The 13,645-nt window shown below is 41.7% G+C and carries 11 protein-coding genes; 3 read left to right on the top strand and 8 right to left on the bottom strand.

The window, feature by feature from the left end; genetic code table 11:
• Window positions 1–150: 150 nt before the first annotated feature.
• Entirely contained in the window at window positions 151–1,797 is a 1,647-nt protein-coding gene (locus QUE46_RS10910) for a tetratricopeptide repeat-containing response regulator (protein ID WP_286244800.1), read from the top strand.
• Window positions 1,798–1,801: 4 nt separating this feature from the next.
• Here the strand turns inward: QUE46_RS10910 and msrB are convergent, their stop codons facing one another.
• The 7 genes from msrB to QUE46_RS10945 form a co-directional block, all read right to left on the bottom strand.
• Window positions 1,802–2,242 (bottom strand): peptide-methionine (R)-S-oxide reductase MsrB, encoded by a 441-nt coding sequence (msrB, locus tag QUE46_RS10915; RefSeq protein WP_286244801.1) that lies wholly within the window; start codon window positions 2,240–2,242, stop codon window positions 1,802–1,804.
• 28 nt (window positions 2,243–2,270) lie between these two features.
• Window positions 2,271–2,711, bottom strand: coding sequence for a hypothetical protein (locus QUE46_RS10920; RefSeq protein ID WP_286244802.1), 441 nt, complete (start codon window positions 2,709–2,711; stop codon window positions 2,271–2,273).
• Between the two features lie 11 nt (window positions 2,712–2,722).
• Complete coding sequence (locus QUE46_RS10925) at window positions 2,723–3,229, bottom strand: DUF2919 domain-containing protein (RefSeq protein ID WP_286244803.1); 507 nt, start codon at window positions 3,227–3,229, stop codon at window positions 2,723–2,725.
• Between the two features lie 9 nt (window positions 3,230–3,238).
• Window positions 3,239–5,257, bottom strand: a complete 2,019-nt coding sequence (gene ligA / locus QUE46_RS10930; protein ID WP_286244804.1) for an NAD-dependent DNA ligase LigA — start codon at window positions 5,255–5,257, stop codon at window positions 3,239–3,241.
• 71 nt (window positions 5,258–5,328) lie between these two features.
• On the bottom strand, window positions 5,329–6,072 hold the full coding sequence (gene zipA, locus QUE46_RS10935; protein ID WP_286244805.1) for a cell division protein ZipA: 744 nt from the start codon (window positions 6,070–6,072) through the stop codon (window positions 5,329–5,331).
• A gap of 72 nt (window positions 6,073–6,144) precedes the next feature.
• Window positions 6,145–9,540 (bottom strand): chromosome segregation SMC family protein, encoded by a 3,396-nt coding sequence (locus QUE46_RS10940; protein WP_286244806.1) that lies wholly within the window; start codon window positions 9,538–9,540, stop codon window positions 6,145–6,147.
• Window positions 9,541–9,607: 67 nt separating this feature from the next.
• Window positions 9,608–10,339: an RNA methyltransferase gene (locus QUE46_RS10945; protein WP_286244808.1), complete on the bottom strand. Its 732-nt coding sequence runs from the start codon at window positions 10,337–10,339 to the stop codon at window positions 9,608–9,610.
• A gap of 162 nt (window positions 10,340–10,501) precedes the next feature.
• Between QUE46_RS10945 and QUE46_RS10950 the strand changes: the two genes are divergently transcribed.
• Both QUE46_RS10950 and QUE46_RS10955 read left to right on the top strand, forming a co-directional pair.
• The gene (locus QUE46_RS10950) at window positions 10,502–11,611 is read left to right on the top strand and encodes a YjgN family protein (RefSeq protein WP_286244809.1); all 1,110 of its coding nucleotides are present in this window, start codon (window positions 10,502–10,504) and stop codon (window positions 11,609–11,611) included.
• Between the two features lie 9 nt (window positions 11,612–11,620).
• Window positions 11,621–12,643 (top strand): M48 family metallopeptidase, encoded by a 1,023-nt coding sequence (locus tag QUE46_RS10955; RefSeq protein WP_286244810.1) that lies wholly within the window; start codon window positions 11,621–11,623, stop codon window positions 12,641–12,643.
• A 78-nt stretch (window positions 12,644–12,721) separates the two neighbouring features.
• On the opposite strand, the gene speB is transcribed toward QUE46_RS10955, so the two are convergent.
• Window positions 12,722–13,645, bottom strand: a complete 924-nt coding sequence (speB, locus tag QUE46_RS10960) for an agmatinase (protein ID WP_286244811.1) — start codon at window positions 13,643–13,645, stop codon at window positions 12,722–12,724.

Here is a 13,645-nt window from a genome sequence, read left to right on the forward strand (position 1 = left end):
AATAAAATCGCTAATGCCAGATAATATTAAGCCAGCTAAAGGTATTGAAATAATTTAATCTTCTAATAACCTCGGCTAATAGTTAAATTCCCTTGTAAGCAAGTAAACTGTTGATTATAGTCTGTGATAAATCAAACAACATGTATGCCAATGCCGACTAAAATCTACGCCAAAGCCAAAATACTGATAGTAGAAGAGCAGCCCCTCGCTCAAAGCTATATGAAGCAGTCGCTTGAAAGGCTTGGCTTTCGACAGTTGCACTTTGCCGATCATGCAATTGCGGCTAAAGAACAATGCTTGGCTGGGCAATTTGATTTAATAGTATGTTCCTTTAATTTAAGTAAACACCAAGACGGTTACCAACTCTACGAAGAGCTCCGTGTTAAGCGACTTATTAAAAACTCCACCGCGTTTATTTTTATTTCTGCAGAAACCAGTGGTGCGCTAGTGCATAGCGTTTTAGAACTTCAACCCGACGATTTTTTGGTAAAACCATTTACGGTACAAGAGTTAAAAACGCGCATTGAGCGTATTTTAAAACGTAAAAATGAACTACAAAGCATTTATACACTTATAGATGATGGCAACGACTCAAAGGCCATAAAGGTAATCGATGCTGCACTGAATAAAAAAAACAATCTCTACAGCCCTATCTTACTTCGATTAAAAGGAGATGCGTTACTTAGGCTAAACCGCAGCGAAGAGGCTAAAGACTTTTTTACCTCAGTACTAGACATACAAAAGTTTGCCTGGGCCAAAGTTGGTTTAGTAGAAGCATTAATTGCAAACAACGAGCATATTCTTGCTCAGCGTATGTTAAAAACAATGCTTGAACGTCATGAAACGCGTTTAGTGGCACTAGACTTGCTCGGGCAATTAGAAATAAAACTAAACCAATTTGAGTTAGCGCAAGATTTTTTAACCCAAGCAGCCGATATTGCGCCGCGCAATATTCAAAGACAAAAATCGTTGAGTAACGTCTCATTAATAAACCATGATTACGAAAAAAGTTATTTAACTCAAAAAGACATAGCCAGTTATGCGCGTCATTCTATTCATGACAGCCCCGACATCTATCTCAATGCTGCTCGTGCGGGAATAGACTTTGCGCTAACAACCGATCAAACAGATCAAATACAACGTATTTCGCGTCAAACGAACAAATACATCAATGATTTAAAAAAGCAGTTCCCTAATAATGCAAATCAATCTCAAATTGATGTACTTAATGCGCGTTTGCACTATTTGAAAGACGAGCACCAAAAAGCAAAGCGTCTTATTGAGCAGCTCGATGACGACGATACGTTAATACGCTCTGTGGATGGCGCACTTGATAAAGCAAAAGCGTTTCACGAACTGGGTTTTCACCAAAAGGCACAAGCCTTATTTAGCCAAATAATTAGCCACTGTGAACGCCACCCCAATATGAGTGATACGACTTACTTGCGTTACATTCAACAGCAACAAAGTGAGCGTCGTGATATTAAAATGGGTCCTAAAGAGCTTAATAACCATGCTGTGACTCAATTTAATAAAGGGCAATTAAATACGGCGCTAGAGGCGTTTACACAAGCATTTAGAGTAATGCCGCGTAACCCAAGCATTGCGCTTAATTTATTACAGTGCTTATTTGATTCAACAAAACAAAAAGGCGGCACTTTCAACCTAGTTCTTGCTAAAAAGTGTTACGCCCTTTTGAGTAATTCTACACTGCAGGAAGATCAGTCGCAGCGGTTAGACAAAATTTTGCACATAGCAAAAGAGATGAAACTCGATATACAAAACTCGAGTAAATAAAACCCTAGAGCTTTTTCATTGCCGCTGCGTTGACACAATAACGCAAGCCCGACGGCGCGGGTCCATCAGGAAAAATGTGCCCTAAGTGTGCATCACACACATTACACACAACTTCAACGCGCTGCATACCATGGCTTAAATCGTTTACATAGCCAATAGCAGCTACTGTTGCTGGTTGTGTAAACGAAGGCCAGCCTGTACCGCTATCAAACTTTTCATCGGCATCAAAAAGTAAATTATCACAACATACACACGCGTATTTGCCCGGTTCTAATAATGTGCACGTTTGCGAGCTGTGAGGGCGTTCGGTGCCCTTTTTACGTGTCACATAATATTGCTCATCATTTAGCATTGACTGCCATTGCGCGTCTGTTTTTACAACCTTTTCGGGTGGCGTTGGGTTGCCGTTATTAGCAAAATTTATAACATCATTCCAAGTAAGCATAATAGCCTCCTTCGGTATTAATAAGTGATTAGCTAAAGCGAATAGTTTGCTTTTCATGATCTGAAAGTATGCGCTTCATGTAGGCGTCTATGTCATTTTTTTGTGCTGGTAAACTTACACTAAATTGTCGTTCGTTATTGCTATGAATAATAAGCTCATCGTTCTTACTTTCAATATGTTCAATGTTGCCAATAACAAGCCATTGCGGGCCAAATTTTTTATCAAAAAAACCTGCCAAGCTAAATAACATTAAGTGCTGTGCATCACGCTGAATAAAATTATCAAGCGTATTGCGCTTTTTAAAGGCGGGAGTCAGCCTGTAACAACACGAACAAAACACAAATAACCATAATCCTATTACGGCAGAAAACCAAATATGATCAATCAATGATGTAAACAGCACCAAAGCACCCAAAATAATGCCTATACCAAGCACTACAGCAGCAATTTTCTTATTAATGTTATCCATTTGGCTCCCTTTTATTTAGCGTTTTTATTATCGGCTTTTTCGGTAGGCTCTGGCCAATCGTTAAAAAACACTTTCAAATAACGACTCTTTGCCAGGTACCACATTACCCAAAACACAATTACCATTTGCACGGCTAAAAACAGTGAAAACCTGTAATGACTATGTGCTGCTTGTATTGTTAACCAGCCTAAATCGGTTACTGCGCACACCAGTAACGGCCAGCGCATGTAGCGCCACACCGTTGCTAAACGCGCACTCTGTTGATGAGAGTCGCGCGGGCGTCTTAAGCAAAATAAAAAGGTGGGCACTATCGCAATAGCACCAATTGCAATAGCGATAAAAAAATCGTTTTTAGATTTAAAAAATAACGACATTAAATCAAGCTCAGGGCGACGACTCAGTGCCGCTATAACCCAAATAAAATACGCACGTAGCAACACCAATAAACTTAGATGAAATGCAATAGGCGTACGGTAGCTTCCATATTTATCCCAGTATTCAGGTCCATAACGGCTCATTTTATTACCCTAAGCATTATACTTATCAAACAGTGCAATTAAGTCGTCTTCGCTAAGTATATCTATCCCTAAATCTTGTGCTTTGGTTAATTTAGAGCCTGCTTTTTCGCCTGCCACCAATGCATCTGTTTTAGCCGACACGCTACCAGCTACTTTTGCACCTAAGTGTTGTAAGCGCGCTTTAGCATCGTTTCGGTTTAAAGTATTAAGCGTGCCAGTTAATACATAGGTTAGCCCAGCTAAGGGTTGCTCATCCTCTGAAGGTGGCGTTAGCGCTGGCCAATTAATGCCTTGTTCAATTAAAGCATTAACCACATCTACATTATGTTGCTCATCAAAAAAGCCACGAACATGCGTTGCTACAATAACCCCTACATCGCTCACTTGTGTAAGGCTTTCAATACTGGCTTGGGTTACCTTTTCAAGTGTTAAAAAATGATTTGCTAAGTTTTGCGCTGTGGCCTCGCCAACCTCTCGGATACCCAGCGAATATAAAAACTTTGCAAGCGTCGTTGTTTTTGCAACTTCAAGTGCATCCACTAAGTTTTTGGCCGACTTAGGACCCATACGCTCAAGTGACTCAAAATGGCCTTGTTTTAATATAAATAAATCTGCGGGGGTTTTTACCAGCTCTCTATCAACTAGCTGATCAACTATTTTGTCGCCTAAGCCATCTATATCAAGCGCTTTGCGTGATGCAAAATGTTTTATCGCTTGTTTACGCTGAGCTTGGCACACTAAGCCTCCGGTACAACGAGCCACGGCCTCGCCTTCTACTTTTTCAACGTGTGAGTCACAAATGGGGCAACTGGCAGGAAATACAATGTTGCGTGCATCATCTGGGCGGCGCTCAAGTACTACTTGTGTAATTTGCGGAATAACATCGCCGGCGCGGCGTATAATTACTGTATCGCCTACCTTTACGCCTAAGCGGGCTATTTCATCGCCATTGTGAAGCGTTGCGTTTGATACCGTCACACCACCTACAAATACAGGCTCTAAACGCGCTACCGGCGTTATAGCACCTGTGCGGCCAACCTGAAATTCTACATCTAGTAACTGGGTTATTTCTTCTTGCGCAGGAAACTTATAAGCAATGGCCCAGCGCGGTGCACGTGCAACAAACCCTAAACGCTCTTGTAAGGCTTTTTGATTTACTTTAATTACCACGCCATCAATTTCATATTTAAGCTCGCTTCTGCGCATTAAAATATCGCTGTAGTAATCTAAAGCCGCTTGTGTTCCTTCTACTAACTTTGTTTCTGGACACAGCGGTAAACCCCAATCGGTTAATTTTGCCAATTGTTGGTAGTGATCTTCAGGCATTGTACCCTCAGCCACCAGCCCGGTGCTGTATGCATAAAACATTAGCGGGCGCTTAGCGGTAATTTTTGAATCAAGCTGGCGTAAGCTACCTGCGGCTGCATTTCGCGGGTTAACAAATACTTTATCGCCACGCTTTTCGGCGTCGGCGTTTAATTTTTCGAACCCAGCACTATCCATAAAAACTTCGCCCCGTACTTCAAGCTCTGCAGGGTAATCGCCACGCAATTTAAGAGGCACATTACGGATTGTTTTAACATTTTGCGTAATATTTTCGCCGGTAAACCCATCGCCGCGTGTCGCTGCTTGCACAAGTACACCATCACGGTAAATAATCGATACTGCCAAGCCATCTAATTTAGGCTCACAGCAAAAGGTAAGCTCATCTTGGCTCATTAAACGCTCTTTAATTCGACGATTAAACGCGCTAAATTCCTCTTCGCTAAAAGCATTATCGAGCGATAACATAGGCACTTGGTGAGCTACTTGTTCAAACTTACTTAGTGCTGCCCCACCTACTTTTTGGGTTGGTGAATCAGGAGTCAAAAGTTCTGGGTGCTGAGTTTCAAGGGCGCTTAACTCGCGCAATAGTCTATCGTACTCTGCATCAGGAATACTGGGTGTATCAAGGACATAATAATTGTAGTTATGTTGCTCTAACGTACTACGAAGATGATTAATTTGCTCACTAATGCTGCTAGACATTTAAACCTCAAAAACATAAAAAAAGCCACTTTTAGGTAAGTGGCTTAATAAAAATAATGTGTGCGTATAAATTACGCAGAAAATGCACGAACCTGCTCAACATATTGACGAACGCGCTCAACAGTCATTTCTTCACGCTCGGCATCTAAAATTTGTGCACCAAATTCATCGGCAATTTTTTTAGCGGCGCTATGTAACATGTTAAATGCTGCAAGCCCGTCGCCCTCACATGGTAAAGTCATAAATAAGCTAACCCCTGCGGTACTAAATTGTTCCATATTATCAATATCGAACGTACCTGGGTTATACATATTTACTAATCTAAATAACACTGGACCTTGGCCTGCAGGGTCAATATGACGATTAAAAAAGCCTTCTTCTGAGTATTTAAAACCAAGCGTATTAACCGCCGGTAATAATTTACTGCCTTGCATGCTTAGCCCTTCAGGCATTTGAATATGCACAATAACAAAGTCAGAGACCTCTGCTGGTGCTTCTTTTTCTGGCTCTGGTTCTGGCTCTTGAACTACTTGCAGATCATCTTCAATGGGTGTTTGCGCCGCGCTAGTATCTATTTGCGGCTCGTTTGCGTCAAAATTTAGCTCGCCAAACTGCGGCTCATCTCGCTGTGCAACAACCGGCTCTTTAGGTTCAACGGGTGTATGCGAGGGTGTATCTTGCATTGGTTCAACCCGCTCCGAAGGCGCTACCTCGGGGCTGTCTTTTTTTCTAACTGACCATAAACCATGTACTAATAAGCCACCTATGACAAGTACACTGATCACAATTAAAACCAATCTTAGTTCTTCGGCCATCCCCTCACCTTTTATTATTTGTTATGCCTAAACCCGTGTATTAATTAACACTAATACGCTTAAAATAAACTGTTATGTGTGTGCAAGTTGCACTGCTTGTTCTATATCTACTGCTACCATGCGTGATACACCTGGCTCTGCCATAGTTACGCCGGTTAAACGCCCCGCCATTTCCATTGCAATTTTATTATGACTAATATAAATAAACTGCACCGATTGTGACATTTCTTCAACCAAACGGCAAAAGCGCACCACGTTAGCATCATCAAGCGGCGCATCTACTTCATCCAGCATACAGAATGGAGCTGGATTGAGCCTGAATATAGAAAACACCAATGATAATGCGCTCAGCGCTTTTTCTCCACCACTTAACAGGTGAATTGTTGAATTTTTCTTGCCTGGCGGCTGTGCCATTATACTAACACCACTTTCAAGTAAATCATCACTGGTTAATTCTAAATACGCGCTACCACCGCCAAATACTTTGGGAAATAACTCTGCAAAGTCACTGTTTACTTGATCAAAAGTGGCTTTAAAGCGTGTTTTGGTTTCGCTGTCAATTTTACGAATGGCACTTTCAAGCGTATTTAATGCTTTGGTTAAATCCTCAAGTTGATTATTAAGATAATCACTGCGCTCTTTAGCTTGTTCAAACTCATCAATTGCAGCTAAATTTACCGCACCTAGCTTATCTAATTGATGCACAAGCCCGTTGTACTGATTTTGCGCTGCACTTAAACTCAGTGAATCAGGCAATATATCTAAAACACTTTTTAAGCTTTGCTTTAATTCTTCAAGCGGCTCAAGTGCTGCCTGTGCTTTTATAATTAGGCTTTGCTCTTCTATACTTAGCTTTTGATGTTGTTCTTGCAAACCTGCCAGCTCACCTTGAGAGTGCTTAAGACTGGCTTGTTTACTTATAAGCGTTTGCTTTGCCTCGTTAAGCTTTTTTTGTAACGCAACCAAACTCGCTTCGCCTTGCTGATGCTTTATTAAAAGCTCTGCAATTTTCTCGTTGAGCTCTTGCTCTGGTATCAGTAACGCTTCCATTTGCGCTTGCAGCTCTTGAGCTTCTTCTTGCGTACTAATAAGTTCTTGCTCGGCATGATTAAGCTTTGTTTGACTGAGCTGCCACTCACTGTGTATCTTCTGCTCTTTTAACGAGGCCTGATGCGCGTGTGTTTTATATTGTTCAAGTGTAGCTGCAGCTTGACTGTATGCAGCGTTACTGCGTGTGCAAGTGGCGTCGGCGCTTGTCAGTTCCGTTGCTAAATCACGTTGCTGTTGATATAGCACTTCAAGCGTACTTTTTTGCTCATCGCGCGTTTTATATAAGTGTGATTGCTCAGAGGTTAATGCAAGTTTTTGCTGCTGGTATTTTTCTAGTTGCTGTAAAAATTGTGCAACTTGCTCTTTAAGCATATCGCTGCGTGTGCTCGCCACGGCAATATTTTGTGCTAATTGGTGAATAGCATTTTTATGTAGCGCTAATTCATCAGAAAGTTCTTTTTGCTGTGCTTTTAGCGTATTGAGGTGCTCGAGAACACTTGTCAGTGTATTTTCGGCATCTACTAAGCTCGCCGTTTTTTGCTTTAACTGTGTGTGTTTTAAAAGTTGTGAATTTTCGGCGTTTTTATCTGCGCTGCGGTGCCAGTTCCGAGCATGTAAAGCACCGGTTTTATCCATAACAGCAATATAAAATGTATCGTTTAATGCAGCTAAATCAGCACTTTCGCTGTACGCAATACGGGTCAGTATATCTGGAAAAGCTCCATCAGTGATCAATGCCGCAACGCTATTTGCTGGTGCATCACTTTTATGTGGCCACACACTATTATTGCTTTGTACATCGGCTACATTTAGGTGCTCAAGCGTTTGCAGTGCCTGTTCAACTATATGTTCGAACCTAGGTTTTACCTGTAGTTGATTAAATAAAGTGTGCTGCTTATTAGTATTTTCAATCCCTAAGCTGCTTTTTAGCCCTGCAATACGCGCTTTTAGCTCATTAACGTGCTGCACGCTTTGCTGGTGTTGTTGCTCAGCGTCATTCACTAAATCGGTTTGCTCTTTAAGCGCTGCGGTGTAGTGTGTTTGCGCCGTTTGCTTACTGGCTAGCTCTTGAGTGAGGGTTTGTTTGTATTTTTGTTGCTCAGCTAATTGCTGCTCTAATTGGCTACTTTTAATATCGTCAATTTGGCTATTTAACTGGCTAAGCTGTGCGTCTACATGGGTTAAGGCTTGCTCTGTTTGCTTAACGCTACTTTGCTGCGTCTGTACTTTATTATTGAGCGCGTGCTGTTGTTGATTTAGGCTTTGCCACGCGGCTGTGTGCGTATTCTTCTCATCTATTAAATCTGCAAGTGTGAGAGTAAGCTCTTCAACTTGTTCGCTACACTCTAAACTATATTCACTTACCTCTTGGTGGCCCACAGCGAGCTGTGCACACACATTTTGCTGCTGTATTTTTAGCTCTTCACTTTGGCGTTTTCGCTGCTCAAGTTTTACCACAGTTTGTTTAAGCGTTTGCGTTTGCTGCTTAATATTAATCTGTTGTTGCTCGGTACGCGTTAACTCGGTATGAGTAACGTGTTGCTGATGCTGCGCATCGCTTAACTTATCTTGCTGGGCTTGTACTTGCCCCTCTAAGCTTGCAAGTATGTCATCGTGCCCTGAGTGCGCCGTTTTAAAAAACGTTATTTGCTCATTCAGCTTTTTAATTTGTGCGCTTTTTTCGAGCTGTTGTTGATGCAGTTTTTGCCATTTTAATACGGCAATTTGACCTTTTAAAGTGCGCTCTTGCGCTTTGAGTTCTCGGTATTTTTTAGCATCAACCGACTGTACAGCGAGTTTATCAAGCTGAGTTTGCAGTTCTTTACGCACATCGAGCAAACGCTCTAGGTTTTCGCGGGTACTTTTAATTCGGGTTTGGGTTTCGCGGCGGCGCTCTTTGTATTTAGACACACCGGCGGCTTCTTCTAAAAACACCCGTAGCTCTTGAGGTTTACTCTCGATTAAACGCGAGATCATCCCTTGCTCTATTATTGCGTAACTACGCGGGCCAAGCCCGGTGCCCAAAAATATATCGGTAATATCGCGCTTACGACATTTGCTACCGTTTAAAAAATACAGCGATTGCCCGTCACGAGTTACTAAGCGTTTAATTGCTATTTGGTTTCTGTCGGCAAAAGTATTGGGGATATCACCTTGGGTATTATCAAAAATCAGCTCTACAGAGGCTTGCGAGATAGGTTTACGATTAGTTGAGCCATTAAAAATAACATCGGTCATGGCATCGCCACGTAAGTTTTTAGCCGAGCTTTCACCAAGCACCCATCGCACTGCATCAATAACGTTAGATTTGCCGCAGCCGTTAGGGCCAACAACACACGTCATTTGATCAGGAAATGGAATTTTAGTGGGCTCTACAAACGATTTAAAGCCCGCTAATTTGATAGTGCTTAAGCGCATCTTATTGTTATTACCGATTATTATTGTTATTAATTACAAACAATTTAACTCATAAACAGTTAAAAAGTTAAGCTTGGCGTTTAAAGTTATCCAAAATAATACCGGTGGCCATAGCCACATTAAGTGACTCTGCACCGCCAAATGCCGGTATGGTTATTTTGTCGCTCACTAATTTTGTGCATTGCTCACGTATACCATGCGATTCACTGCCCATTAGCAGCACACCTTCACCGTTAAATTGTGTTTTATGCACGCTTTGCCCATCTAAAAACGCGCCATATATTGGCAAGTTTAAAGTTTGTAAGTATTCAGGTAGCTCTACTTGGCTTACAGACACTCTTACAAACGAGCCCATAGTGGCGCTAATTGTTTTAGGGTTGTAAGCATCGGCGCTGTCGGTACTTGTTACTATATGTTTAATGCCATACCAATCAGCAACACGAATAATAGTGCCTAAATTGCCCGGATCTGATACGCCATCAAGAGCAAGTATTAACCCATCGCTTTTTGGCAGCTCTGCATTTGGCATATTAACAATAGCAATTGCGGCATTGTTACTTACCAGCGTACTGGCTTTAGTGAGTTGCTCTTCTTGTGCTTCAATTAACTGTGTGTGAGGATATTGGCTTTGATGAGCATTTATAAATGCCTGCGTAGCAAATATATCAACCGCTTTTAATGGGCTGTTTAACAACTCAAGTACGTTTTTTTCACCTTGTACAAGGTATTGATTATATTGCTTTCGGTACTTTTTTTGGCCAAGTTGGCGAATAAGCTTGAGTTGGTTTTTTGAAATCATAACAGCCCCATAAAATTATCGCCCTAGTATACCAGAGATGATTTAAAGTGCAGCACCACATATATTAAAAGCAGCGCCATTGTAGGCTGTAAGGCTTTTAAAGATTGAGCTTTGCACCAAACTTAGGTAAATTAACAAAAAAACAACATGGATATAATTTTAATGGAATCAACACACCCTACTCCCCTAGAAGCAAACCCACCAGCAAATGAGCCAGCAGCCCCTATTTTTAGCGGTAAAGTACAGTTTAGCGGTAAAGGCGGTGAATTTTTTGGTATTTGGATAGTCAATATTTTACTGAGCGTGCTTACTTTAGGTATTTACTCGGCTTGGGCAAAAGTGCGCACAATGCGATACTTTTATGGCCACACTCGCATTGACGGACACAGCTTTGACTACTTAGCCACCCCTATGCAAATTTTAAAAGGCCGTATTTTAGCGGTTATTGTATTTTTAATTTACACCTTTGGGAGCAGCTTTTTCCCTTTTATAGGCTTACTCTTTGCGGTTGCTTTTATATTTTTAATGCCATGGATTATTAACCAAGGCCTGCGCTTTAATATGCGTATGACCCGTCATCGTAATGTGCGTTTTGCATTTAAAGGCGATTACGGCGAAGCCTTTGTTAACTTTATACTGTTACCTATAGCCAGTATTTTTACCCTTTATTTGCTAATGCCGTATGTTTTAAAACGCATCGATAGCTACATTCATAGCAATATTAGTTACGGCGATACACCATTAACCGTAAACCTTAAAGGTGAAACCTACTACTTAACAGCGCTTATTTGCTTTGTTGTAAGCTCTATTACCATGGTTATTTTTATGGCTGTGTTAGGCTTATTTGGACTTGATTTAATGAATGTAGAAAACCAACAAGCTGCACAAGATCCAGCCAAAATGGGCATTATGTTTGGTGGATTAATGATTGCTTACGTATTTATGATTGCGATAGTAACTGCTGTTTGGGCTGCGGCTATTCGTAACCATATTTTTGATAACAGCCAATTTGAAGACGTAGCGTCATTTAAATCAGAGCTTAAGCCTATTCCTTTTGCCCTATTACTCTTAACCAATATGCTGGCCATTGTGTTCTCTTTAGGGCTTGCTTACCCGTGGACCAAAGTGCGTACATCGAGAATGCTTGCCGAGGTTACAACCGTTAATATTTACCCAAGTGCGCTAAATTTAGTGGATACTGCGCAGCAAGAGCAGTCATCGTTTGCTGAAGAAGCAGCGAATGTATTTGATATTGACCTATCGCTAACCTAAGAGCTTACTATGCACGTACAGGGACATTACTTCCCCAAGGCATCAAGTAATTATCAACAAGGTGTCGCTAACATTAGCGACACCTTGGTTGAAATTAGCTACGATGACCAGCTTATTTCAAGCTATGCAATAAGCGATATAACACTCACCTCTGGCCTGGCAGGGCTTGCTGATGAACTGCGTTTTAATGATGGCAGCCGCTTTATTCCTATTGATGTAAATTATCGCTGGCCTTTTAAAACCGATAAGCACGACCTACTCGAGCGGCTTGAAAAAAGTAAGTGGGCTATTATCGCGGCCGTTATTTTTACACCACTTTTTATGTGGTTAATGCTTTATAAAGTTGTACCCGCTATTGCTGTTTACAGTGTTGATACCTTGCCACGCAGTGTAGTAGAGCAAATGGGGGAGCAAAGTTTTACCATAATTGAAAAGCTCGCGCTTGATGACAGTGAGCTGCCTATTGATCAGCAAGCTAAAGTACAGCAACACTTTAAAACCATGCTCACTGAACTCTCGCTTGAGCCATCAGTCTATAGGTTATCGTTTTATAAATCAGATAGCTTTGGCGCTAATGCGTTTGCAATGCCCCATGGACGTATTGTAGTTACTGATGAATTAGCAAATTTATTAGCAGATAAACCAGACGCGTTAAAAGCCGTGTTACTGCATGAAATTGGCCATGTAGTCCACCAGCATAGTGTACGAATGACCGCGCAATCGGCTGCCAGTACCATTGTACTTGCGGTTATATTTGGCGATTTAGAAGGTATAGCAGAAGTGGCGCTTGGTACTGGAGCTACGTTTGCACAACAAGGTTTTTCGCGTGATATGGAACGTGAAGCAGATAGCTATGCCCTCATTCAACTTGAGCATTTAGGTTATTCAAGCAATGATTTTGCCGATGCCATACAAGCGCTACAAAGCGCGCACACTAGCGAAAACGAGCATATTGAAAAGGTAAATAATTTACTTGAATATTTGTCAAGCCACCCAAGTGCACAAGAGCGGATTGATAATGCCAGAAAGTGACACGCTAAATACTTGGCACCTCTAAAATAAAAAAGGTATGCCATTGCATACCTTTTTTGTAGTACTTAACTTATAGCGTTAATACTTATTTTTATGTGTCCACAAGTGCAATAATTCGTTGGCAATAGTAGCTGCAGCAATAGCGGTAAGCTCACTTTGGTCATACGATGGTGAAACCTCTACCACATCCATTCCCACCATATTTATGCCTTTAAGCGCGCGCAATATTTTAAGCACTTTATCAGATGTTAATCCGCCGCATACCGGAGTGCCTGTACCTGGCGCAAATGCAGGGTCTAAACAATCTATATCAAACGTTAAGTAAACGGGTAAATCGCCTACTCGCTCACGTATTTGCGCTGCAATGTCATTGGCATGCAAATCGTTAGCTTGCATTGCATCAATCACTGCAAACTCATGCTTTGATTGGTCAAAGTCGGTACGAATACCAATTTGTATACTGTGCTCTACATCAATCAGCCCTTCCATCGGTGCATGATAAAACATAGTGCCGTGATCAAAACGCGAGCCATTGCTGTACGTATCAGTGTGCGCATCAAAATGAACCAGTGCCATTTTACCATGTATCTTTGCATGTGCGCGCAATAGCGGAAGCGTTACAAAGTGATCGCCACCAAGGCCTAAAAGGGTTGCCCCTTGGCGAAGTATTTGCTCCGCGGCCATTTCTAGCTGTGCCGTAAAATACTCAGGATCGCCCACCGGATAGGTAAAGTCACCTGCATCGGCAACCGTTAAACGCTCAAATAAAGGGAATGTCCACGGGTATTTAGTGTCTTCCCAGGCTAAATGCACCGACGCACGTCGTATTGCATCTGGCCCTAAGCGTGCACCAGGGCGGCCCGATGTTGCTAAATCAAAAGGTAACCCCAGTACAACGACATCCGCATCTATTGCGTTAATATTTTGCACCATAGGACGACGTAAAAACGTCATCCCGTTTGAATACAATGAGTGGTCAACATGACCAAACAAGCTAGACAT

The sequence above is a fragment of the Pseudoalteromonas sp. MM1 genome, from assembly GCF_030296835.1.
GTDB lineage: Bacteria > Pseudomonadota > Gammaproteobacteria > Enterobacterales > Alteromonadaceae > Pseudoalteromonas.